Genomic DNA, 22,692 nt, shown 5'->3' on the forward strand with positions numbered 1-22,692 from the left:
CGATGGGCGTTTCATCATCTATACCCAAGCGTTCCCGCCGGAGGCTCCCAAGCCCGATCACCTGCGCCTGGCTTACCCTGTTGGCGCTCAGCGTCGCATCCGCAATGCTGACCCTGATGCCTATACCATCAAAGCTTTTGGGCGGTGGAATACTGATCCTTGCGCTGGCCAAATCTCGCATAATCCTTGCCCAATATCTGGATCTTGCCACCAGCCCGCCTTGGCTGCGCGGCTTCACCATGGTCCTCACCGGGTTTGCAGTGGTGATCTTTGGCCTTTTCCTGATCTGAAAAAGAAAAAAGCCGCCCTAAAAGGGCGGCAGTTATCCAAGCGAGGGGCGCTATGGTTATTGGGCGGCCATCGGCATCCGCGCGATCTGGCACCGTTGCCACAGGGCTGACAGCGCATTGACCAGGTGATCGATATCGGCGTCGGTATGAACCGGAGACGGCGTGATCCGCAGACGCTCGGTCCCTTTGGGGACTGTGGGGTAGTTGATCGGCTGGATGTAGATGCCGAACTCTTCCAACAGCGTGTCCGAGATGAATTTGCACTTCACCGGATCACTGACCATCACCGGGATGATGTGGCTGGGGTTGGGCAGATGCGGAATGCCCTCGGCGTCCAGCCGGGCGCGGACCTGCGCCACGCGGGCCTTTTGCAGATCGCGTTCAGCGTTCGACTGTTTCAAGTGCCGGATTGAGGCCGCAGCGCCGGCTGCGATCGATGGGGGCAGGGCGGTTGTGAATATGAACCCGCTGGCAAAGCTGCGCACAAAGTCACACAGCGCGGCCGAGGCGGCGATATAGCCGCCGACCACACCGAAAGCCTTGCCCAGCGTGCCTTCGATCACGGTCAGGCGATCCATCAAGCCTTCACGTTCGGCAATGCCGCCGCCGCGCGGGCCGTAGAGACCAACGGCGTGAACCTCATCCAGATAGGTCATCGCACCGTATTTGTCGGCCAAATCGCAAATTTCTTTGATAGGCGCGATGTCGCCATCCATGGAATAGACCGACTCAAAAGCGATCATCTTCGGCGCATCAGGATCAGCGGCAGCCAGTTTCGCCTCGAGATCCTCAAGATCGTTGTGTTTCCAGATGACTTTTTGTGCGCGTGAGTGGCGGATGCCTTCGATCATCGAGGCGTGGTTCAAGGCATCTGAAAACACAATCAACCCGGGGATTTTCGAAGCCAGCGTGCCGAGGGCGGCCCAGTTCGAAACATAACCGGAGGTAAACAAAAGCGCGGCTTCCTTGCCGTGCAGATCGGCCAGTTCGGCCTCCAGCAGCACATGGTCATGCGTGGTGCCCGAGATGTTGCGGGTTCCACCCGCGCCGGCACCGCAGCGGTCCAATGCGTCGTGCATGGCGGAAATCACGGCAGGATGCTGGCCCATGCCGAGATAGTCGTTCGAGCACCAGATCCGCACATCCCGCTGCACTTGCCCGTCGGTCTGGCGCGCGTTCGGGAAGGATCCGCAGCGACGTTGCAGATCGATGAAGACGCGATAGTTTCCTTCTTCCCGCAAATTTTCGAGGCTCTGGCTGAAAAATCGCTCGTAGTCCATCTTTCTGACTCCCCGGAATACTGGCTTTGGAGTGAAATTATGCGTGTTGCGCTCCCCGCGACATGACTATTGTCAAGTTGACCCACGAAAAGGCTGGTGCGTGGTGCAGAGCTTTGGCATAGCCTGAGTTCGAAGGAATGTACCGGTCAGAAGATCGACTAGGGAAAAGGGGAACCTTCTTGGCTCACGAAGCGCAAAAAGCAATCGCGCGGCAATCGCTCCTGCTCAAGAGTTTGCCGGATCAGCACGTCGATACTTTGCTCAGCCACGCGATCTGGCGCAGCTATGATCGTGGCGAGACGATTTTCCTGCAGGAAGAAGAGGCCAAGGCCGTTCACGTTATTCTGGCGGGCTGGGTCAAGCTGTTCCGTATGTCCCCCACCGGGGCCGAGGCCGTGGTGAGTGTCTTTACCCGCGGCGAAAGCTTTGGCGAGGCGGTTGCGCTGCGAAATGTCCCGTACCCGGTGTCCGCCGAGGCTGTGTCAGCCTGCGAGATCATGCATATCCCCAGCCCGGTACTGCTGTCGCTGATGAAGGAAGACCCCGAAATCGGCGTGTCTATCCTGGCCTCGACCTTTACCCATCTGCACGCGCTGGTGGCGCAGCTTGAACAGCTCAAGGCGCAGACGGGGGCGCAGAGGGTGGCCGAGTTCCTGCTGAACCTGTGCGACGTCGATGCTGATGCCTGCGACGTGGAACTGCCCTATGATAAGATGCTGATTGCCGGGCGTCTGGGGATGAAGCCGGAGAGCCTGAGCCGCGCATTTTCGCGGCTCAAGACGGTTGGTGTAAAGATCAACCGCAACCACGCGGTGATTGCCGATATCGAACGCCTGCGGGACTATGCCGAAAGCGATCCGTCGGAAAAGTGACGAGCAAGGATCAGTGTTTCGGTTTCCATTCGGGTGTTAAAGAGACAACGTGGAGAGAATTGGTGTCTGAGTACGTTGGCTTCCCTCGAAATGATGCTGAAATGAAGCTGACCGCTTTGCCTTTGTCTGTGCTTATCTCTTACGCCCATTCGATCATTGAAAACCCGGAACACTGTGAGTTGATCAAAGCAGGTTGGGACCGAAACCGAACATCTTCTTGGACTGACGAGCAGCGCGCGGAACAAGCTTGGAAAGAAGAGGAACTCGGTGAGGCCTTTCTGAAGACCGTTGGTTATGGTGGCCTCTACGGGCGGCATTGCCTAGCGCTGGCCCAGGTGGCAAAGGCGACCTTCAAATATCTATGTTCCACGCATGAGGACTTTGAGTCGTTTATCCTGAAGGAAATAAAGGATTCGCCATTTGTGAAGGAAATCACTTGATAGTGCGGAAAACCTGACGTCACTGGTCGATCCTATCACCATCCGAAACCGATGCGCCTATGAGTTATTTACGACTGGTAATTACCAGTTGGGCGGCACGATGCGGTTTGATCCGTCAGTGGTTACTATACGTGTGGAGAACTCGACGTCGGATCAGATCTTCACTTCTGTTTCCGTGAACATCAACTCGACCGTAGATCAACCTGGAGTCCGTGAATTTGCGATACCACGGACAAAATAGACACCGGCGCGCACAGTCACAATTCCCGAGAACCGCTCCTTGATCGGTGATCTATGGATCGAGCCTGGCCGGTGGGGGACCGCAACTATTTCCAGGTATGACGTTGCAAAAGTTCTGCCGAATCTCACTGCAGGATTTGCGAGTGGCACCTTGGATCATCAAGCGTATTCCTGGAACTACCAGTCATACAGGCACATTGAAATCAAGGTCAAATAACGCGGCAGAGCAGGTGCAAACAATGTAGTTTGCCTTGCTTGGTCAAATTCACAGGCAGGGTTCGGTGCGCACTTCACGCGCGCAGCGATGTTGCGGTTGCAGCGACAATGCGGCTTGGTGGTCAAGCGAAGTCAGAACCTAGGGGATATCCCGGTGCTGCTGGAGAGAGAAAGTTCGAACTCTCTCTTCGACATCTTGCAAGAATGGGAGACCATTCTTGAGACCTGTAATTTCCCTTCTGACACCGTAACCTAGGACAACGATCCGAAGTTTGGTGATGAGCATTTCGGAAAGTGGTTTTAACATGGTAGCTGGAAAGCCGGTCATGAAGCGGGGAGCTTCGTTCGCGTTTCGAATGAGCTGTGATGAGAAGGCCGTTCCGCTTCGGGAAACCTTCAACGTTCCGACCGCATCGGATGCCGATAGCGCGAAACACCATAGCACTCTTGCAACGCTAGAAGCCGTCCAAGCTGAATTGGCAGAGCGAAGGCCAAGTTTCTAACTCCAGACGGCTAGGCGATAAGTTGGCCGCATTTTAGAAATTCCAAACTATACCCCCCATTTCTTATTCTCGTAGATGTCGGAATAACTGTCGACGGTGACGAACTCTACTCCTAAGCGTTCAAAGAACAGCTTTCGGCTCAAACTGTTGTCCGACGTCCTTTCTACGAACCAGATTTTGTCGGTGATCTGGTTAGAAATTTTCTGCAACTTCGCTCGTTCTAAGAACAGCCAACGCAAGAAATTCTCATCTTTTCCAAAACTAAAGCCAAAAATCAAAATCGGGCAAAAAAACAGAATATCAAGCCAAGTGTCAGATCCCCTCCAGCTTTGGTGGCCTTTTTTGATTTTGGCGCGCAGGCTGTTGTCCCCATTGTAAACCCAAGATCTCGCGCGCTGAACTGAACCCATATAGTCGGTTAGTCCAAGGCGGATACTTCGCGCGTAGCGCATCATGCCGTGCGCATGCCAAATCGCAAATGACGAGTGCAAATCAGAAATTTTTTGATCTGAAAAATATGAACCCCATGGATAGTAGTCAGTAAAACTCTTTCCCGTTCTGAACAGTTTCAGGTTTTTTGTCCGGGATAGGTTCTCATCAAAATTCACAGTGATTATTGGTCGTTGATGTTGGTGCGCCCACGTTACGATGCGTTTATGATGAGAGGTCGGATTCCAGTCCTCCATCAATTTGCAAAACTCTGACTGAAGATTATTTTGATGTCCGCTCTCTCTGGCAAGATCAAGAATATCGAAAAACTCAGTATTCGACATTTCCTCTCTTTCTTGAGGTGTCAGTTGCAATCCTTGCCTTGTCGATAGCTTTTGAAGCAATCTATCCCAACTTGATGTACCGCCGCCGCCATGGATGTTTATACCGTTGCCGATAAGGAGGGCGGGTTTTTCCTCTTGCGATAACACTGTACTCAATGAAGCCAATTCGACTATTCCCTATTCGCCTGCAACAACACTGTTAATTGTCTAGCGCCTCACCAGAATTGGAGATGCTCAGCGCTTTCACCTCAGTTGAAAACACGGTGTGTAGTTGATTGATCCTTTCACAAAGCCATTCGTGCTGCCTGTTCCAGTCTTCGTTTTGGTCAGCGTTAGCGTCCCGTAGATATACGGCTACACGGCAATCTGTTCGATCTGGAAGAGGCTCCCACTCCAGTGGAAATCCCAACTTATTCTCTATTACTTCTCTTCTTGCTAACAGCAGTTCAAAGTACTTTTTTGCCTCTTGGCCGGAAATATATAGCTCTGTTCGGACATATTTTTTCAGCCGATTCATGTTGGCGCTCAAGTGAAACCCCGTCCGCCCTACGCCATAATTCATCCAGGATTGCGGCTGTGCTTTACGGTTGCCGGATACCGGACCACCCGATTTTTGCAATTGCGCATGAAAAGCATCCCAGTATTCACGCTGGCCAACGCGCGTTTCAGTCAACTCAGCATCATCAAGTGAACGCGCGGCGCGTGCAACAGAACGCGACCAGTTGTTGGGCTTGGATACGGCGTTGAACTTGGGTGCGGCAAGAGACTGACCGATCCGCCAAAGTTCGACTTCAAGCCCGAAGAAGCGAAACTTATCGTCAGTGATCTCGTTTAACCAGTCGAGTGTCGCGCGATGTTCTTCAGTGAACTGGGCAGCAATCCAAACGATTGTAACCGCTTGCAAGCCGGATGCGTAGGTCAATAGCTGCCCAAGATGGGTGTGGTCTGTTTTCGCAAGCTGGTTCTCGACCAGCACCCAATTGTCGGTGCCGATATCTTTGCACAAGATATCGGCGCGAAAAGGGCCCACCGACCGTTCTTGTGCTTCAAATTCCAAGTCGATACCCAACGTTTCTGACAAGATTGAGAGGTTTTCAGGTTGCGCTAGCCAAGGTGTGAAATCGGCTGGTTCACTTTGCCAGATTTCTCTCAGATCAACTTTTTCCAGTCGGCCAAGTTCAAACATCTTCTTCCTCGATCAATCTGTTAGTAAAAGCTTCGAGATCTGTTCCGAGGCCATGAAGCATGAAGATTCCATGCATTTCAACATGTTGTTTGCAATGGGCACTGGCAGCCTGAAACGCTGACATGTCCTGGCAACGCTAAAACCCGTGCAGGCTGGCCTGATAGGGCCTCTGTACCCGTCAAATCGAGAATAGGTGAGTATTCGAATTTGGGTTTGGTGTTGGGCAGTACTCAGATTCCTGAGCGAATTGGACGCATTCCTGCAAGCGTTTAAAGACAAGTCCACTACATCTTGCACTTTTGAATGAGTGGCCGGAAAAGAACCGAGAGTGCGTTCATATTTCAAGAATGCAAGCTGTATGAGCTGTTCAAGAAAGAATGCAGTGGTTTCTACCAAGAACAGCGAAACACAGGTTTCCGCCTCTGTGTAATTCATCGCAGGCGAGAAGCTACGAAATCCGACCCCAATACGTTACGCAGCGAAAGTTCCAATTGTCCCACATTGCGTGAGTTTTTGAAGTTCGCCGCGAATTTCTGACGCGCATCAAAAACGCCAGCAGAAACCTCTGCGCCAGGACCCTGACGCATTCACGGCGACACCGGAAGCCGTAGTCTGCTATCCTCAACCGACAAGGATGGATTCGATGACAAAAACCGAGACTGAACACTATGAGCACATCCAGTTTCGGATCCCTAAAGTGAAACTGGATGAGTTTAATGCGATGGTCTACGAGCGCTATGGCATGAAGCATGGCGGTAAGACCAAGATGTTCCTCGATCTGATTGCGGAACAACAGACATCGCAGAGGATCGCGTTGTTGAAAGCCGAGATAGAACGGCTGGAACAGCAAACGCAAGGACAACACGTGCTTTAGGAGACCCCCTCGGCCGAGCCCATAGTCCTTGCCGTTATGGGCCGCGGGAAGCAGTTGCAAATCCAGCACAAAGAAACGCGACTTTCCTGTAGTAATAGATACTACAGCTTGCAGTTGATACCCCATGCAAAGAACGTTGTCCCGCCAAAGTGCTGCCGGAACCCAATCGGAGCTGACCCTCCTACCGGCGGAATTCCAGGAGGGCACAATGTCTGAAGCTGAAGCCACCATCAATGTGGTCGACTACGACAACATTCAGAAAAGCGTTGAGCTCGAATTGGGTCAGAACCCTTTGGGCTGGTCAGGGATCGTGACTGAGCTTTTTGAGCACATCAAAGCACGCAGTGACAAGATTGGGGTCGAGTATCCAAAGGTTCTCCAGATCAAGGAGAAATTTGGCGAACTCCGGATCTACTTCAGCAAGGCATCTGAGGACGAACGCATCCGCGGCTGGGTCACAGCCACTATCGATAGGGCGAACCAAAGTTGCGAGCGATGCGGGAACGCGGCTCGCCCGCAGAATTTAGGAAGCTGGATCATAACGTTATGCTGTTGGTGCGCGCATTAAGAAGCGGCCACTCGGTTCAACGAGAGCAAACGTCGCTATTTCCGCCCAACGGATGCACCCGAGCACCTTACCTGTGCGGTCTGTGGCTATGTTGGACAGATTGATCGTTCCGACGGCAGGCGGAGGTGCCACTGCTGCGTGAAAAAAGGCTGGTGAGATCCAGGCAGGTTCCACTTAGACCACGATACTGATCGCCTTGTGTGGAGTGACGTACGAGCGGATATTCTGCGGCTTCGGAAAAGACATGGAAACTGCAAACCAGTTCGCGCCGACTAAGACACCGGCTTTCGGGCGCTCTTCATAAGATCAGAATCACCTGCCGATTCTCACTTTGAGCAGGAAATCTGTATTCCTGAGACGGTCGAGAGGCAGCAGATTTACACAATCTATGGTAGAAAGTTCCCGGAACTACGCGGTGATTCACATCGTTTTGCATACTTCATGTTGACACGACGACCCATGCTGGTTCAGCTTCGCCCCATGACAAGCACACGCATCCACTGCCAACGAATATCGACCTGATTCGATACCCCACGCGAAGCACGCGGGAGGCAGCATTGGTTATGCGGGCGGGGCTTATACCCCTGTAATAGCTCCAGATTAGAGTGCACGAGTCGGTTCGATTCCGACGCCTCCTACCATCCTTTGGAGGCATTCCATGTCAAAAGACCCCAAAACAAATGAAGACCTGAAAAGACACCTTGAGCTCTGCGCCAACAACGATCTTCTCTCGGAAGTCAAAACGCGCATCGAGACCGGTGTGTTGAAAGAAACCCTGCTGTTCCATGGTGCTACAGGTCGCGTGTACTCAGACCTCGGTAGGGAAGACAGGCGCTACCTTCCTCCAGACGCAGTTCTACAGTTGGTATTTCCTTTTCACGAATTCGATCCTGACAGTATCAATCATCGAAACGTCGCTGAATGCTTGTTCGACTTACCAGACGAACACTTCTCTGCTCTCAAATCGACGGTGGCGGCAGAGACAGAAAAAGGCCTGCATCGTCTAGTTGCTGTGCTGGAGGAAATCGCTTCAGTTCAAGAATCCCAACCCCCTAGAACCGGGGATCCGGCGGATGAGTGACATCTTCGATTACGATGACATCCGCGGCTCCGTTGAACGATATCTGGGGAAAGACAAACTGGGCTGAGACGGCTGGCGCGGGGCCTTCTGCATCAAAAGGCCAAAAACCACTCCTGGAACTAAGGCGGGCCTACGAGGGCTCAAGCATGCAAACACCACATAATAAGAAAGACGAAAAATGCTAAGAGTTGTTGTTTATGTAAACCATACCCCAATCGCCGAAGCCCGTGCAGGAAACATGTCCGGGCTTGCCGATATCTCTGACTACAAGGTCCGAGTTTTTGAAGATGAAGCCCCGCATCTCGACATTCCGGCTAAGGATGTCACCGGCTGGATCATGGGCCACCCGCGCCGAAGCAGTGTTTGGTATCTGGTTCGGAAAATCGCAGAGTTTGCTGCTCGGGAGATTGAAGCAACGTCTGACAAAGAGCAGCATGTGTCGCCAGATGACACCCAACAAAACGAATAATGAGGAGTATCGGAGCCGGTCTCCCGTCCCTCTAAACCGTTGCAAATCACTTACACTGGAGGACGAGGTTGTTTGCAGAATTAGAGCCTTTCCTGAAGACGTGCTCGCACGACCAAGAACTGGCTTTTCCAGGACAATAGAATACTGTGCAAAGTTAAGCGAACACATGGTGCGTCACAAAAACGTGACAGGTCCACACCAATTTTCAATGGTTTAGAAAGCCTGATCACAGAACCACGTATCAGCTGCAAGCCCTGAGTAAAGAACGCGCCGCCAGTTGTTTATAGGCATTGCCACGAATCCGCTTTTCTCCTGTAGAAGCTCAGAAAAAGTTGTCGGGCTAAGATCGCGCATGTACTGCTTCATGCGTATTATTTCAGGCAATTCTGCCGCGGCCTCTATTCCAAAGCGGGAGGCCAAGTCATAGTCATTGAAATGGGCGCGCGCTCTTGATTTTTCAACTTCATTCCAGTCGTCAGGCGGGTCTGCATAGAATGTTACGGCAGGTGGAAACGATTGCTCCACATGGGAAAACACCCATTGCTGTGTGAAAAACTTATCATTATCGAAGTAGGGATGAAGGGTTTGCCCCTCTTTCGTTTCAGCGAAGCTATTACTCTTTCCAGAATTACAGTCTCTACAGCAAGGCACCAAGTTTCCAGGTGCCACCGAGAACAGTGGAAAGTTGGCCTTTGGAAGGTAGTGATCCAAAGTTTGAACTTGACCTATCCCACCACAAAAAGGGCATTTGTTGAATGTAGAAACCATTAATAGCTCATAAGTTTGTCGAGCCGGTTTTTCTTTCGGAACAAGATAGCTCGTATAAAGCTTCGTCAGGTCAGACTTTGTCAGCGCCCCATGAACAAATGGATCTTCTCCCCGGCCCGCAACGGTACGGGGAAAGGTATAGAGAGTTCCAGCCTCTGCGGAGGCGGTGTAGGCCGCCTCAATGCTCGTGCAGCATCCGATTTCGCCCCGGTACTTCATGCGCTGAGTGGTATTGCCGACACTATCGACGCATTCGTTGAAAACCTGGTCGAATGTGACCTCCGGCCTCGACAATTTTTGCATCTGTTATTGGTCTCTTTTTTCCAAAATGGAGCGTAAAATGGCTCTTCCCTCCAAGCCGATCTGGTTGGAAAAATCAGAAAGAATTTTCTCGTAGTTTCGGGTAGCCAGAGCCTCTTTTTGCAGAATGGAGTTGAAGCCCGACTTGCTGACTTCCAGGCCAAAAATCTCTCGCGTCAGTATTCCAACATTTTCACCGAAAGTTTCGATTTCCGGTCTATTCCAAGAAGACGCAAGGCCGCTTCGATTGATTTTCCATACGCAAGAACGGGGTACTTCTTGCAAGACTACTGGTGAGTGAGTGGCGACAATCGCGACAGCATTCTGGTCGAATAGGATGTTGCTCAAGATTCTGATGAATGCGGAGAGAAGTGGCGGGTGAAGGTGGCTTTCTGGTTCATCAACCAATACCAGAGCTTTCTCCTCCACGTGCGCTATTAGCTTCGTTACTGTCAATAGAACGATAGCGTGCCCCGAACTCATCACCTTTATTGAACGTAATGCATTCTCTTCGAGATGGTCCTGTTCTAATTTTGCGAGGGTACTCAAATTCATATCAGCGAAATTCTGGTCGGTTTCCAGAGTTTTAACGGCGGATATCCAACGTTTCTTCTTGCCTGGGTCTCCAAAACAAAGGTCCAAACTATCTGCAAATTCTTTGTGTAAGTCCGAAAGTGGCTTCAAAACAGAACCGGCACTATCAGAGTAGTCTTTTAAGCCAACATAAAAATAGCAAATTCCTTTCGATGGGTCGGGCTGATCAGGGGGAGGAGTAAATGGATCAAACGCACTAAATGAAACGGAAACTAGGCTGCTAAAAAAATCACGACCTATTTCTTGCGATCCCGTAAGACTAGGTTGTTCAAAGCGGGCTGCTTGAAATGTTCCGTCGGTGATAGCATGTATCATGGAGTTCATTAGTGATGTTTTGCCTACGCCATTTCTGCCTATAATCGCGTGGATATTAGTGCTGGGTTTCGAGTGGGCACTAATATCGAAGTCTAGAGAAAAGCCTGCTAATTCAAAAGTTTTGTCCAATTTGAAGCAGAACTCAAAATCGGTTATTGGTTTTCCACCAGCCAGAACGCGAGTAAATTGAGCTTCAATGGCGATCAAGCTTACACTGCGTAGATGTGAAATCTGAAACACCTTCTGATCCTTGGCTAGAGCCAAAGACGAGGGTAAGAGAACTACGTCCCGTAGCGAATTGAGGAGTGACCTCCCGAAGCTTTCTGAAAAGGTCGAAGCAATATAATAGTAGTAGTCGACATCAACACCGAGAGAAAAATAATTTTCAGGCAGCTCAGTAAAAGTTCCGGGAAGAGTAGAAAACGTCGAAACTGATTCCGTTTGACCGGAAAAACCAATCTTAGTATTGCTCAACTCATGGAGGTTGCCTTCCCCGTCGAACACAAATACCTCAAACATTGTATAGAATGAGTAGTCATTCCACTGATCTACTTTGAGATAGACAGTGTCTCTTCCCTCAGATGGCACATTGCCGTTCTTAGGAATTACTACAAAATTCATATCTTGACGTTTCCAATCATTGCCAATTCTTCTTGAACACTCTTTGCTTTGAGAAGCTATGGAAGTTTATTGGGGGATCGTCCTGGGATTTTAGGCAGAAGCGTGCATTCTCTTTTCATGTTTCGAATAGTACAGACCTCGCTTAAGTGACTTAAAGTGATCATTAGCCGTACCTTGAGGCCGATCTGATCTTCTGCGCTTACACATGAAGTACCGCAACGGCTTACGATACAACTTTCTGGCTCCGGTGCGACGGTAAATGTGACTTAATCGATGACATTTCCCGATGGTCATTGTCTATTCTACCTCTTACGGCTCGAACCCTGTTCTCGATTGGGCCTACAACCGACCAGTCTTTACGTCGGCGAACGGGGTCTAGAATGAATACAAATTCGCGATCCGTGCCGTTTACGTGACTCTTCCCAAATGTCACAGAACGTCGTTTCGTAATTCGATAAGCGTCAGGATAGATCTCTGCAATTTCGGAATAGGCGCCGTTCGTGACCACTACTGTCGCACCTCTTGAAGCCGCACGTCTACATGCATGCGCAAGCCTTATCTGGTCGCTCCAAGAAAAGACACTTGCTCCGTAACGATCAAAGTGATCCTTGCTGTGATTTGAGTATGTCGGATCACAAAAGACGACATCACCCTCTTTGGCTTTGTCGATAATGGATTCAAAATCTCCGCTGTAAAGTTCGGAGCCTCTGCGCAAGTTGGAGGCACAGGCCAGCGCTGTTCCGGTTGTCCATAAGCTGTCGGGTACTCTTGAACCGCCGCCATAAGGGGTATTGAATTTGCCACTACGGTTCGTACGGTAAAGTCCACCGTAACAGGTTCTATTCAGCCAGATGAACCTACAAGCTTTCTCAATGTTGTTGTCGGGCAGCCAATTTCGAATTTTGTAATAGTTGTCCTTTTCAACCGGCCAACTTTTCAATATTTTGATAGTTTCATGTGGTTGGTCTCGCAATACCGCATATGCGAGCATTAACTCACGGTTTAGGTCGTTAAGTATCGACTGTTTAGGGCAAACTGAAAAAAATATCGCACCTGAACCAAGAAAGGGTTCAATGTAGTGGCCATTGCTCGAAGTAAGACGTCTTTTGATAACCTCTGACAGGCTAGATGCAAGCCAACGTTTGCCCCCAGCCCAGCGCAAGAAAGGTCTGGAAGAGCATGGAACCGGCAAGTCACAAGAGCTGTACGAAACCCCAGTCTCGTGACGGTTAATTTCCTTTGGTGAAGGTGCGTTTTGAAGGTTCATGATATCAGGCCAATAACGTACTCTTCTAGTAGCCTAGACGATGAGCTTTGGGCCAGGCTAACCTGCCTGTTTGCCAAGACCAGTGGGATAAGTGAGTTTTCATAGCGAGAGCTTGTGACCTTTGAAAGTGCCCTGACAACTTCTTCAAGCTCTGGTAAATCGTTTGGCTTTGGGTTTTCTGGACCGCCATTAGTAAGGTCATTTGAAGGCACTTGAAGCGCAACTACGTGCGAAGCTGAGAGGCGTACGCCAACTCGAGTTCCAAAACTCACTCGGTTGCGTGGGTTCGTTGGATCGTAAACCTTACCCTGGATCTCTTCATTTAGAAACTGACGCGAGGGAATAAGAACATCACCATCGCAAGGTACTGCATCTGGGAAGTTTGCGAGGAACTCCACCATATTACCTGTTTTTTCCACGCCTGCTAAATGCATGGTCACACCTCGAGACCGCAGCCATTGCAGGTATCGACGCACGCCGTCGATGACCCGGAATCCCTCGGCTCTAAGCATAAGTGAGCCGTCTTTGATGAAGAGTATTTTTTCCAGACGGTCGTGTTTACCGTTTTTTGTTGCAAGCATTGGCAGTCTGAACAAGCACAAAAGTTCCAACACGCGCATGAAACTGTTAGCAATAGTCTCGCTAGGTTGTTCGACGGGGTCAGAGCTCGACAAGAGTCCAAGGTAGTCAGAAAGAAAGTGTTCAAAACCGCAGTGAGGACAACTAAAAATTTGCTTTTCTGGAATATCAAAGGTGTCACGGCAGAATAAACAATTCATGCTGCGGGGTGACTTCACCGAACCGCTCGGTAACCATTGTTCAAAGAGAAGGAACTCTAAGACTTCATAGAGGCCTGTTACGGCGGGCAGTAAAGAAGCATTGATAATTTCTCTAAGCGTGTCGCGCATCGTACGGCCAGTCATACGAACACCTCTGAGCGGGAGGTAGGCTGGGCGAAGAGTGCACCGTGAGAGCATGTTACCCATGTCACGAGGATCCATCATCGGATCGTTTGCTATCTTCTTCAAGTCATCGAGAGAAAGGATGCTAACGCCCGGATTGATAAAGGACATTGCCTTTTCTCGCCGGATTGGATTGGGCACAGTTTGGAGACCCGCATCGACCGTAAGAACTTGCTCAATCTTGGTTGGAATACTGAAATCAACATTCAAGGCAGGCGTCGCAGCGTTTGGCTTTTTTGGAGCACTGTCTACCTTTAAATTCTGCAATATATTGGCAATTGCAGGATTATTAATCACTTCCATATGAGCGATCTTGGAGGCTGCTTCGCGTGGTTTAGGTCCTTTGGAATATGGCATCTTATTTTGTTGCCGGAGAAGTTGGTTTCGTAGAACCGTCAAACTTGCGGATCTGAACTGGCAGTGCGAACGGAACGGACAGTGTCTTGAGGCGCACGTATCCCTTTGAATTTATACGTTCTACATCCTCAGCAACATCTCGGAACGCTCTTTTGTGTTTCAGTTCTCGTACTTCGCGATCATCATCCAAATGAGTGACGATAAAATTTTCCGTATTCTTCACAAGATCAGGCGAAAGTGTCGATATTGACTGCGTGGCATACACTAAAGATATGTTAAACTTCGCACCCTCCTTTGCTAGTTTGTTATAGATGTTTTCTCCTAGCCCACGGTCGTCCGAAGGGAAAAGCGTGTGCGCCTCTTCGAAGTAGAGAACAACCATCTGGTCGCCTAACCTGTTATCATTAAACTTCTTCATTTGGCTTGCGAGTAGCGAGTGAGAAATCCGATCTGCGAATGCCTTCCGGACCCTTTCTTCGCCCATTGCCAAGTCTAGAAAAACAGTCTTACCTGATTGAGCCTCATTCACTACATCGCTGAATATGTCGGCGCCACCTGTCGAATGATACGGCCGAAAGCGTGAGAACTTTCTGGCACCGGAGATGTTGCCAGCACCGTGAAGAATGCGGAGCAAACCTGATGAAACCGAATCGAAATAGGGATCTCCAGTCGTAGATGACGCTTTAAACAGCTTATCCTTTTCAGCTTGGCTGGCACTTTCATGAATATCGGCTACAGCCTTCCAAACATTCGACGCCACCTGATAGGAGTGGGTTGTCTTCATCTTACCTGATGCGTCTGTTATGCTTGGAGCTAGACTCGGATTGGCGAGTAGCTCCGTTTTCACGGGTGCTTGAAAATCTACAAAAACGTTGCCGGAGGGTGCAGGAAAACCCGCCTCTACTAGAATTGCGTACCAGATCCCCATGGCTCTCCAATAACGGTTGTATCCGCTCTTATTCTTCACTGGATCCGGAGCCTGACTAACTGGACTAGGTTCCCAGTTTTGCGCAGGGACAATGTAGTCGGGCATTTTACCAATTTCGCTTTCCCAAAGGCTGAAAATTAAACTCTTTCCAACATCAGGTTGCGCGTAGAAATCCACTTTAAGTGATTTAGGAGTCGCAAGATTCGCAGCTGCGTCACTCGCTCTTGGTTTCGGGTTGAGACTATATCGTACGCACTTCAGTGGGTGGCGAGCCGCAAGGCAACCACCATCTTGCTCGTTCCAATAAGTATATTCACCGCTGGGGTCGAAAATAATCTGGCCCGCATTACCACCTTCTAAGATAGTATCAGCGACAACCTTCATTGTGTTGGACTTACCGAACCTTGTCTTTCCAAAAAGTGCGGTCCTGTGACCATAAGTAGCGCCGGTGAAGTCGCCCGGGTCAATCTTAACCGGAACGTTTAACCTAGGGTTAACTGAAGGAGTTTCGGTGTATCGAAGGTCTCCAATTGTCAGTGGACTCGGATCTTCACTGAAGGCATTGATCAATGTTTCGAGATGATCCTCGGTCGGCACATAAACTTCGTAGAAATGGGGTGCAAAATATGTATCGACGTCTAGTCCGAAGCCTATACTTGACTTCCCATTTTCATCGACCTTGTCAAAAAAAGTTCCGACGATACTGCCTTTCAATGCAGACCATTGAAATTCTTTGTCTGTAATGGGATCGATATTGGCCTGAGACTTGTGCATCTCAAATATTGTTTGCCGAATTTCGCTGTCGATTGGCGTCGGGACGCTATCGGTAATTCTTACCATGATCACACGATCACAGGCGCGCCGCTCTGCATTACTTACGCGGCTAGGCGCAAGGCGAACTAGGACCAGAGTGTTTCTGGGAACGCCACCGCAATTCCTCTTCCATGGGTCGCAAGTTACAATAGTCACATCTTCATAAGAGAGATTAAGGATAAAACCTAAGAGCTTGTCGGCATTTTGGGGATCGGCGGCCTGTTTGTCTGGTTGATATGTTTTTGCAAGTGCGGCAACTGGGGCAGACGTTGTCTCTGTGTTTGGCACTTGGGTTGGTGGATCCTCCAACAATCCAGCTTCCATGTCAGGTTGTGTCATGCTCGATTCTCCGGCCTTGCTGGCTCTTGGTTGGACTATACGTTTTTGATACTGAACCCTTCCCGTTTGGCCGGCAAGGGGGAGGATAACTCTTTCGCTTCCATTTCAGGTTGTTTTTTGGGGCCGCTCATGTGGCGAGGTTTATAACTCCTTTTCTCCGGTTCAAGGTCGCCGTTTGCCTCCGACATCACAAGGCGCGTCAAGCTGACCGCCAGTGTCTGCCTGTTCGCTTTCAACAATGACCATCTCCGCATTCTTGCAGACCAGATGTCAGGCACTCGTCGACCGTTGATTATCTCTCACCCGACCCATTACATCAGCGGCTGGGATGTCGAGTCAGGGGGCGGCCTGTTCGACCGCTTGCACGCTGTAGTCGCTGATGTTTGCTGGCATGGACATGTTGCCTGCTCTGGCTTCTGCTAGTTCTCATACCGTTAGTTAATGCCACATCGATGAGAACCTCAATCAATCCCCCTTTTGAGGGCAGTGTGTTCGTCAATTGACACCGAATCACCCGCCGTAATTGTGAGTGGCAAAGTGATTTCTAGGGCAACGCTCTTGTTGTCAAGCAATCAGTTCCAATCCTTGCCAAAGCCAAAAATTCTACTTTTTGCAAGAATAGTATTCTTGCTATCCTTTCCATTTCCGATCTCCACTATTCTTATATTATCATTAAAAAACAAATACTTAAAATCATGGTATCAAAGCACTTATGCTAGTCGATGCGGTCCTTTTTCCGCTAAGTGGACAATAGGAGGGTACGAAATTGAAAGCGCCCAACGTGACCAAATTGTGCGAAAGATGGGAAGAGCAATCCCCTCCGGACCCTTTTGCTCACCAAGGCATTCCAATCGACGTGCAACGCTATCAGGCAGCGCTAGACGATTCACAATTGAGCCGCGAGCAAAAAACAAAATTCCTCGAAGCAATATGCTCTATTCTCATGACTTTCGTGGAGCTGGGATTTGAAGTCCACCCTGTCATGCAAGCTGGACGGGCTGGAGATGCCTGTGAAGGCGCTGGTCATCAAACAGTCTCAAACGTAGAGAAAGCTATGGCTCGAAAGTAGTTCACAAACTCACTGGCGTGAAATGGCTCTGACTTACTGAATGGCCAGTTAGCAACGATCTTTTTCTTACCGGCATTCCAAACCATGGAAGGTCACGATGAACCATTGGTGCTTAGGACTCTGGCATCGGTGGCAAGAATAAAGGATGGTTTTATGCGCAATCAATCTGATCCGTTGAATAGCCTTCCAAAGGCGCTGATATACTGCCGAGTTTCTTCAGTGAAGCAACGTGTCGACGGTGCTGGTCTGCAAAGCCAAGAACATCGCTGTCGGGAATATGCCAATCAGTATGGCTGGGATGTTGAGATGGTTTTTCCCGACGACGTTTCTGGTGCCGGGGATTTCATGGATCGCCCGGGAATGCGTGCCATGCTTGCGTACCTTGATGCGCAAAAGGGCCCGCGCTATGTCGTAATATTTGACGACTTGAAACGCTTCGCACGCGATACTGAGTTTCATTTGAAGCTCCGAAGAGAGCTCGCCTTCCGTGGCGCGGATGTCAAATGTCTGAATTTTGATTTTCAAGACACACCCGAAGGCCGCTTCTTTGAGGTGGTGATGGCAGCTTCTGGTCAGATGGAACGCGAGCAGATGGCTCGACAAAACAGCCAAAAAAGCCGGGCACGCCTAGAAAACGGCTATTGGGTATTCACCGCTCCCCTTGGCTACAAATACGTAAAGGATAAAGGAAAGGGCGGCAAAAGGCTTGTTAAAGTGGAGCCAGTCGCCTCGGTCATTCGGGAGGCACTCGAAGGGTACGCAAGTGGCCGCTTTGCCTCTCAAGCGGAAGTTCAACGTTTCCTAGAATCTGATCCGCATTTCCCAAAAGATATGAAAAATGGCACCATTTGCCCAATAACAGTCAACCGTTTGCTGAAGCAGGTTGTTTATTCTGGATACGTGGTGGGTGCAAAGTGGGGGATTTCTCTGCGCAAAGGGAAACACGACGGCCTAATTTCATTTGAGACGTATCAGCGTGTTATTGACACCATTGAGGGCAAGAAGCGTCGCCCAGCTGCTCGCGCAGACTACAACGAAGACTTCCCCCTCAGAGGCCACGTCGTATGCGACAGCTGCGGAAATGCAATGACGGGAGCTTGGTCTTCGGGCTGCCGCAAGCGCTATGCTTACTACTTCTGTGTCACGCGTGGCTGCGAGGCAAAGAGTAAATCTGTCCCTCGTGCCAAGTTCGAAGACGGCTTTGCGGAGATCCTGCGATCACTTCAGCCAGGGTCAAGTCTGTTCAGTGTGGCAAAGGTGATGCTGCGCGACGCTTGGAACATCCGCCTAGCTGAAGCAAAAGTGAAAAAGTCTTGCTTAACGAAAGAGGTGAGAAAGGTTGAAAAACAGATAGAGCAATTCTTGGAGCGTATGCTGGATGTCTCGAACCCAACTGTTGTGAAACGCTTTGAAAAGAAGATCGATGAGCTTGAACGCCAAAGATTAGTAATCAAAGAGCAACAGGAAAAAACACTGCCGCCTGCGGGACGGCTGGAAGACTGTATCGAACTCGCCCTCAAATTTCTCGCAAACCCCTATCTTTTATACAAAAAAAGTGATTATGCAGTGCGTCAGGCGTTGCTAAGAATGGTGTTTTCGGAACCTCTTAGATACAGCAGAATTGAGGGGTATCGAACTCCAACTCTCACCTTTCCTTTCAAGGTGTTAGCTGAGATTTCGAAAGAAAAATGCGAAGTGGTGCTGCTGGAGGGCATTGAAACCCTATATGTAGATGTCTCAAAAAATCTCAGATAGAGATTAACTATATGAAAATGTTTAACTTACCTCCTTCATTCGATCTCAATTAATCTCGACTAACGGCAGCACATACCATACCTAGGGGTGGACCAATGGGTGGACCGGTAGAGAGTTATATGGCGAAAAACAAATTGAGCGCGCGTGGCGTTATTGCGCTAGGTGCTGGAAAGCACTGCGATGGCGCTGGGCTCTGGCTTGTGAAGGCAGATTCAAAAAGCGGTAAGTGGGTTCTTAGACTGACGGTTTTCGGTAAGCGGCGGGAAATGGGTCTCGGGCGGTGGCCGGATGTTGGCTTGGCAGAGGCGCGGGAAACAGCTGACGCAGCCCGACGCGAACTGCGGGAAGGCCGAGATCCGATCAGAGAGCGGCAGAAACGACGTGTAGAAGCCCAGCGCAACTTGCATCTCTTTAGAGACGTCGCTCGGGATGCGTTTGAAGCGCGGAAGTCTGAGCTGCGGGGTGGCGGAAAAGCGGGGCGTTGGTTTAGCCCGTTGGAGTTACACGTCATACCCAAACTTGGTCATGTACCCGTTGCTGAAATTACTCAGATCGATCTCCGGGATTGCCTCGCGCCTATCTGGCATGAGAAAGCCGAGACGGCTCGAAAGGCGCTGACGCGGACATCTATTTGTTTGGAGCATGCAGCAGCGCTGGGCATTGATGTTGATTTGCAGGCTCCCAAGAAGGCGCGTGCATTGCTTGGCAAACCGCGTAAGTCCACGACCAACATTCCGTCGCTGGCCTGGAGTGAAGTGCCTGAGTTCTACAATAGCTTGGACGAAGGTACGGTCACCCACCTTGCTTTGAAACTTCTAATTTTGACCGGGGTACGGTCACGGCCAATACGGTATTTGAGGGAAGAGCAGATCGATGGTGATCTTTGGACTATTCCGGCGGAACAGATGAAAGGGCGCGAGGGCGCTACCGCTGAGTTCCGTGTTCCGCTTTCGAATGAAGCGCTTCATGTTCTTGGAGACGCGCGGCGACATGCTCGCGACGGCTATCTGTTTCCGAGTATTCGGAAAGGGGTGATCTCGGACGCCACGATGTCGCGATTGATGGAGCGTCGTGGCATGAGCGCCCGTCCGCACGGATTTCGTTCAAGTCTCCGCGTGTGGTTGGCAGAGGCAACCAATGCGCGTCACGAAGTTGCAGAAACCATGCTTGGTCACGTTGTGGGCAGTTCTGTCGAACGCGCCTATCGGCGAACCGACTTTCTCGACCAACGTCGTGTGCTGCTGGAGCGCTGGGCGTCCCACCTCACTGACAATACAGATACAATCATAAAATTGGCCACAGCATGAATCAGGATCGTCGTTATCTTCCCTTGTACAACGGAAACGGCAAATGGATCTCTCGCCCAGATCTCTTTGTTTTGGTTCGAATGGGCGCTCCAGACGACGAAAAAGAGAGCACCATTTGGGAGGCCTACCGGCACATGTCAGAAATCTCGGATAACAGTAGCATTGAATTGAACCCTTTGGACGCAATAATCGAAAGAAAGTTCGTAAGATCTAACATGTCCGAGCGTAGATACGCTGCAATGGTGGTGCGCGAGATCGCGCGACTCTATCTCAACGGCGTAACGCCAACTTTGGGCAAAGCGGTAAAGCTGATTACACGGCCATTGCTGGAGGAACAAAGCGCCAGATTGGAAAGCTCGGTCTCTGAACAAGTGAGAAAGGCCTTCAGCCGGTTTCGCAATACTTGCCACCTTGAAGCCGCATATCGATCAGACGGTCCAAGGTTTCAGACCTTTGAAAATGACCCGAAGAAGTTCGACGAGTTCCTTTCGAAAGCCAAAGCCTTAGAGGAACTTTTAGACTGGGTCTCTGCGCAAGGAAGTTTGAAATGGAACCCGTGGCGCGTTCCGGAGCATTTTACTCCCACTTTTAAAGGAAAAGTCACGAAACTGAGCGTTCAAGAAAAGGCTCTGATCGGCGTAGCCTGAAAGCCGAGTTTGGGGGGAGAAATTTTTTCTCCCCTCCCCGCATGATCTTAGATCGCCTCTAGATGACTCAACGCTCATCAAAACGAGGCATCTAGTCACATGAACGCTGAAGCCAACTCAATTCAAACCGAAATCGATCCATTGCTTAAGGTGGCGGAAGCCGCAGAGCTGCTTGCAATCAGCGTGCCGAGCTTCTGGCGCCGTATCGCGGATGGGTCGGTCCCCAAGCCAATCAAACTTGGTGGATCTTCTCGGTGGCCTCGTTCCGAAATCCTTGCTGTCATCGCTGAAGCCAAAGCCAACCGGTAACAAACCGGCCAGCAACGCTTGCGAGCGGCTATATGTCTTCCTCCGCTTTTCTAATATCAACTGACCAGTATCCTCACGGTGGACGCCCGTGAGCACACGGTCAGCCAACCTTGTATGGAGCCTCCATGGCTGGACAAATGATTTTCGCCCAACTTTCAATCCAAGATATGCGCCGAACAATACGGGATTTGACGCTTGAAGAGCGCGGATTGCTATTCTCGTTTCTTATCGAGAATTGTGAGGCGCAGGACTCATTGGAGCATGACGAGGAAAGGCTTGCGTATCGTGTCGGCCTTGGCAAATCTAAAAAGTCGCTGGCGCGTCTGCTATCGTCGCTCATCAAGACTGGAAAAGTGAAAGCGACCGATGACGGAATAATGGTCGCTCTCGCGGAAAATGCGATCAATCATTTCCAAGCGAAATCCGAAAATGGCAAGTTCGCAAACTCCTGCCGAAACGACAGAGCAAAACCGAAAGCAATCTTGGAGCAAGCAAACGATTTGCATTGTGATCTGTCTAATCAGGCTACGAGCGCGCTCAGCGTGGCGGATTTGCTGAGTCACGCTGAAAAAAAAGAACTCACCTTGGAATTTGACCGTCTGATCGCAGCTCTCAGAAATCTCGTCCAGAACAAGGGTGCGTATACACTCGCTGATGCACTTGATAGCGACGCGGCAAAACGCACGGTAGAGCGGTGGTGTGCGCTTGAACTTAGCTATGAGCAAATCGTTTCAAACGTAAACGATGTGATAGCCAGAAAAGGCGATGGAGCAATAATGTCTTGGCAGTACTTTGATAGAGTGTTCCTGAACTTGGCTGAACGAAAAGCTACTTTGCATGGTGCTTCCAGCCGGTCACCAAGACACGCTTAGGCAGCAGATAGTGCAATCGACCTATTCCTTTTGCCAGCAGGCCCCTAGGCGGCTCGTCCAATTTGATGCCGCCCGCGTTTAACGACGCTTTGAAAGTCCATGGGGTCTTAGGTGGATGCTTAGAATTGCTTACATTTGGAGGTGTTTTTGAGTTTGAACCAAATGCTTCGCGAGGTGTTGCTATCACTTCAGGAAGAGTTCTCTTCGGGTACGGCACCGAGCTATCGAATCTGCCCCTTTCGGAACGTTACTGGTCGAGGCAAAGAGAAGACGTGCTCCAAATGTATTGGTGGCCAGTGTCGAGATCTGCAGGACATTGGCTTGGACGAAGAGGGTCAACCGCTTCCAACACATCGCCGAGCACGCTGTGGCGCGAAAACGCGCAAAGGTTCGCAGTGTCAGCTCCCAGTGTCTCCAGGAAAACGGAGATGTCGGTACCATGGTGGCTTGTCAACTGGCCCAAAGTCTGCTTCCGGCCGAGCGCGGATCGCTGAAGCACAACGCAATAGATGGGCAAAACAGAGATCCAATACTTGACCAAGTGTTTATAGTTGTATGGCAATGTCCACCGACACTATGCGCCGATAACAGTAGTAGCAGATTTATAAGCACCAAACATATTCCGAGCACGCTTGTTTATGCTCGTGACAGAAACGGATAGCCGTCATCTGAGCAAA

General features: G+C 50.2%; 22 protein-coding genes and 1 tRNA gene. 15 read left to right on the forward strand and 8 right to left on the reverse strand.

Annotation, left to right across the window (positions count from 1 at the left end):
* Positions 1-2: 2 nt before the first annotated feature.
* The gene (locus GOX63_RS24230) at positions 3-290 is read left to right on the forward strand and encodes a cytochrome C oxidase subunit IV family protein (protein ID WP_437436621.1); all 288 of its coding nucleotides are present in this window, start codon (positions 3-5) and stop codon (positions 288-290) included.
* A 56-nt stretch (positions 291-346) separates the two neighbouring features.
* On the opposite strand, the gene hemA is transcribed toward GOX63_RS24230, so the two are convergent.
* Positions 347-1,570 carry a 5-aminolevulinate synthase gene (hemA, locus tag GOX63_RS17330; protein ID WP_170327957.1) on the reverse strand — a complete coding sequence of 408 codons (1,224 nt, stop codon included), beginning with the start codon at positions 1,568-1,570 and terminating at the stop codon, positions 347-349.
* A gap of 179 nt (positions 1,571-1,749) precedes the next feature.
* Between hemA and GOX63_RS17335 the strand changes: the two genes are divergently transcribed.
* Together GOX63_RS17335 and GOX63_RS17340 are read left to right on the forward strand one after the other, a co-directional pair.
* Positions 1,750-2,442: a Crp/Fnr family transcriptional regulator gene (locus GOX63_RS17335; protein WP_170327956.1), complete on the forward strand. Its 693-nt coding sequence runs from the start codon at positions 1,750-1,752 to the stop codon at positions 2,440-2,442.
* A gap of 62 nt (positions 2,443-2,504) precedes the next feature.
* The gene (locus GOX63_RS17340) at positions 2,505-2,882 is read left to right on the forward strand and encodes a hypothetical protein (RefSeq protein ID WP_170327955.1); all 378 of its coding nucleotides are present in this window, start codon (positions 2,505-2,507) and stop codon (positions 2,880-2,882) included.
* Between the two features lie 1,006 nt (positions 2,883-3,888).
* On the opposite strand, the gene GOX63_RS17345 is transcribed toward GOX63_RS17340, so the two are convergent.
* Both GOX63_RS17345 and GOX63_RS17350 read right to left on the reverse strand, forming a co-directional pair.
* Complete coding sequence (locus GOX63_RS17345; RefSeq protein WP_170327954.1) at positions 3,889-4,779, reverse strand: hypothetical protein; 891 nt, start codon at positions 4,777-4,779, stop codon at positions 3,889-3,891.
* Between the two features lie 34 nt (positions 4,780-4,813).
* Positions 4,814-5,800 carry a DUF4268 domain-containing protein gene (locus GOX63_RS17350; RefSeq protein WP_170327953.1) on the reverse strand — a complete coding sequence of 329 codons (987 nt, stop codon included), beginning with the start codon at positions 5,798-5,800 and terminating at the stop codon, positions 4,814-4,816.
* A gap of 643 nt (positions 5,801-6,443) precedes the next feature.
* Between GOX63_RS17350 and GOX63_RS17355 the strand changes: the two genes are divergently transcribed.
* From GOX63_RS17355 to GOX63_RS17375, 5 genes are all read left to right on the forward strand, one after another.
* Positions 6,444-6,674, forward strand: coding sequence for a hypothetical protein (locus tag GOX63_RS17355; RefSeq protein WP_170327952.1), 231 nt, complete (start codon positions 6,444-6,446; stop codon positions 6,672-6,674).
* A 208-nt stretch (positions 6,675-6,882) separates the two neighbouring features.
* Entirely contained in the window at positions 6,883-7,242 is a 360-nt protein-coding gene (locus GOX63_RS17360; RefSeq protein WP_170327951.1) for a hypothetical protein, read from the forward strand.
* Between the two features lie 546 nt (positions 7,243-7,788).
* Positions 7,789-7,883, forward strand: a tRNA-Ile gene (locus GOX63_RS17365).
* Positions 7,884-7,900: 17 nt separating this feature from the next.
* Positions 7,901-8,323, forward strand: a complete 423-nt coding sequence (locus GOX63_RS17370; protein ID WP_170327950.1) for a hypothetical protein — start codon at positions 7,901-7,903, stop codon at positions 8,321-8,323.
* 178 nt (positions 8,324-8,501) lie between these two features.
* Positions 8,502-8,792: a hypothetical protein gene (locus GOX63_RS17375; protein WP_170327949.1), complete on the forward strand. Its 291-nt coding sequence runs from the start codon at positions 8,502-8,504 to the stop codon at positions 8,790-8,792.
* A 213-nt stretch (positions 8,793-9,005) separates the two neighbouring features.
* Here the strand turns inward: GOX63_RS17375 and GOX63_RS17380 are convergent, their stop codons facing one another.
* From GOX63_RS17380 to GOX63_RS17400, 5 genes are all read right to left on the reverse strand, one after another.
* Positions 9,006-9,863 carry an HNH endonuclease gene (locus GOX63_RS17380; RefSeq protein ID WP_170327948.1) on the reverse strand — a complete coding sequence of 286 codons (858 nt, stop codon included), beginning with the start codon at positions 9,861-9,863 and terminating at the stop codon, positions 9,006-9,008.
* Positions 9,864-9,866: 3 nt separating this feature from the next.
* On the reverse strand, positions 9,867-11,390 hold the full coding sequence (locus tag GOX63_RS17385; protein ID WP_170327947.1) for an AAA family ATPase: 1,524 nt from the start codon (positions 11,388-11,390) through the stop codon (positions 9,867-9,869).
* A 223-nt stretch (positions 11,391-11,613) separates the two neighbouring features.
* Positions 11,614-12,657: a Dam family site-specific DNA-(adenine-N6)-methyltransferase gene (locus tag GOX63_RS24145; protein ID WP_170327946.1), complete on the reverse strand. Its 1,044-nt coding sequence runs from the start codon at positions 12,655-12,657 to the stop codon at positions 11,614-11,616.
* Positions 12,654-13,922 (reverse strand): hypothetical protein, encoded by a 1,269-nt coding sequence (locus tag GOX63_RS17395; RefSeq protein WP_170327945.1) that lies wholly within the window; start codon positions 13,920-13,922, stop codon positions 12,654-12,656. Before GOX63_RS17395 ends, GOX63_RS24145 begins: the two co-directional genes overlap by 4 nt.
* A 55-nt stretch (positions 13,923-13,977) precedes the next feature.
* Positions 13,978-16,056 carry a helicase HerA domain-containing protein gene (locus GOX63_RS17400; RefSeq protein ID WP_170327944.1) on the reverse strand — a complete coding sequence of 693 codons (2,079 nt, stop codon included), beginning with the start codon at positions 16,054-16,056 and terminating at the stop codon, positions 13,978-13,980.
* Positions 16,057-16,822: 766 nt separating this feature from the next.
* Here GOX63_RS17400 and GOX63_RS17405 point away from each other — a divergent pair.
* The 7 genes from GOX63_RS17405 (at position 16,823) to GOX63_RS24020 (ending at position 22,552) form a co-directional block, all read left to right on the forward strand.
* Positions 16,823-17,125: a hypothetical protein gene (locus GOX63_RS17405; protein ID WP_170327943.1), complete on the forward strand. Its 303-nt coding sequence runs from the start codon at positions 16,823-16,825 to the stop codon at positions 17,123-17,125.
* Positions 17,126-17,278: 153 nt separating this feature from the next.
* Positions 17,279-18,880, forward strand: coding sequence for a recombinase family protein (locus tag GOX63_RS17410; RefSeq protein WP_170546566.1), 1,602 nt, complete (start codon positions 17,279-17,281; stop codon positions 18,878-18,880).
* A gap of 119 nt (positions 18,881-18,999) precedes the next feature.
* Complete coding sequence (locus GOX63_RS17415; protein ID WP_170546569.1) at positions 19,000-20,187, forward strand: tyrosine-type recombinase/integrase; 1,188 nt, start codon at positions 19,000-19,002, stop codon at positions 20,185-20,187.
* Positions 20,184-20,834, forward strand: coding sequence for a hypothetical protein (locus GOX63_RS17420; protein WP_170546571.1), 651 nt, complete (start codon positions 20,184-20,186; stop codon positions 20,832-20,834). Before GOX63_RS17415 ends, GOX63_RS17420 begins: the two co-directional genes overlap by 4 nt.
* A gap of 99 nt (positions 20,835-20,933) precedes the next feature.
* Complete coding sequence (locus tag GOX63_RS17425) at positions 20,934-21,143, forward strand: helix-turn-helix transcriptional regulator (protein ID WP_170546573.1); 210 nt, start codon at positions 20,934-20,936, stop codon at positions 21,141-21,143.
* A 125-nt stretch (positions 21,144-21,268) separates the two neighbouring features.
* Positions 21,269-22,015: a hypothetical protein gene (locus tag GOX63_RS17430; protein WP_170546576.1), complete on the forward strand. Its 747-nt coding sequence runs from the start codon at positions 21,269-21,271 to the stop codon at positions 22,013-22,015.
* A 162-nt stretch (positions 22,016-22,177) separates the two neighbouring features.
* Positions 22,178-22,552: an HGGxSTG domain-containing protein gene (locus tag GOX63_RS24020; protein ID WP_302478377.1), complete on the forward strand. Its 375-nt coding sequence runs from the start codon at positions 22,178-22,180 to the stop codon at positions 22,550-22,552.
* The last annotated feature ends 140 nt before the right edge of the window (positions 22,553-22,692 follow it).

Source organism: Ruegeria arenilitoris (genome assembly GCF_013031355.1).
Lineage (GTDB): Bacteria > Pseudomonadota > Alphaproteobacteria > Rhodobacterales > Rhodobacteraceae > Ruegeria > Ruegeria arenilitoris_C.

Bases quoted from the DNA above. Each gene is read 5' to 3' on its own strand.
- GOX63_RS24230 (WP_437436621.1), top strand. From the start codon at position 3: ATGGGCGTTTCATCATCTATACCCAAGCGTTCCCGCCGGAGGCTCCCA.
- hemA (WP_170327957.1), bottom strand. From the start codon at position 1,570: ATGGACTACGAGCGATTTTTCAGCCAGAGCCTCGAAAATTTGCGGGAA.
- GOX63_RS17350 (WP_170327953.1), bottom strand. From the start codon at position 5,800: ATGTTTGAACTTGGCCGACTGGAAAAAGTTGATCTGAGAGAAATCTGG.
- GOX63_RS17355 (WP_170327952.1), top strand. From the start codon at position 6,444: ATGACAAAAACCGAGACTGAACACTATGAGCACATCCAGTTTCGGATC.
- GOX63_RS17360 (WP_170327951.1), top strand. From the start codon at position 6,883: ATGTCTGAAGCTGAAGCCACCATCAATGTGGTCGACTACGACAACATT.
- GOX63_RS17370 (WP_170327950.1), top strand. From the start codon at position 7,901: ATGTCAAAAGACCCCAAAACAAATGAAGACCTGAAAAGACACCTTGAG.
- GOX63_RS17375 (WP_170327949.1), top strand. From the start codon at position 8,502: ATGCTAAGAGTTGTTGTTTATGTAAACCATACCCCAATCGCCGAAGCC.
- GOX63_RS17380 (WP_170327948.1), bottom strand. From the start codon at position 9,863: ATGCAAAAATTGTCGAGGCCGGAGGTCACATTCGACCAGGTTTTCAAC.
- GOX63_RS17385 (WP_170327947.1), bottom strand. From the start codon at position 11,390: ATGAATTTTGTAGTAATTCCTAAGAACGGCAATGTGCCATCTGAGGGA.
- GOX63_RS24145 (WP_170327946.1), bottom strand. From the start codon at position 12,657: ATGAACCTTCAAAACGCACCTTCACCAAAGGAAATTAACCGTCACGAG.
- GOX63_RS17395 (WP_170327945.1), bottom strand. From the start codon at position 13,922: ATGGAAGTGATTAATAATCCTGCAATTGCCAATATATTGCAGAATTTA.
- GOX63_RS17400 (WP_170327944.1), bottom strand. From the start codon at position 16,056: ATGACACAACCTGACATGGAAGCTGGATTGTTGGAGGATCCACCAACC.
- GOX63_RS17410 (WP_170546566.1), top strand. From the start codon at position 17,279: ATGCGCAATCAATCTGATCCGTTGAATAGCCTTCCAAAGGCGCTGATA.
- GOX63_RS17415 (WP_170546569.1), top strand. From the start codon at position 19,000: ATGGCGAAAAACAAATTGAGCGCGCGTGGCGTTATTGCGCTAGGTGCT.
- GOX63_RS17420 (WP_170546571.1), top strand. From the start codon at position 20,184: ATGAATCAGGATCGTCGTTATCTTCCCTTGTACAACGGAAACGGCAAA.
- GOX63_RS17425 (WP_170546573.1), top strand. From the start codon at position 20,934: ATGAACGCTGAAGCCAACTCAATTCAAACCGAAATCGATCCATTGCTT.
- GOX63_RS17430 (WP_170546576.1), top strand. From the start codon at position 21,269: ATGGCTGGACAAATGATTTTCGCCCAACTTTCAATCCAAGATATGCGC.
- GOX63_RS24020 (WP_302478377.1), top strand. From the start codon at position 22,178: ATGCTTCGCGAGGTGTTGCTATCACTTCAGGAAGAGTTCTCTTCGGGT.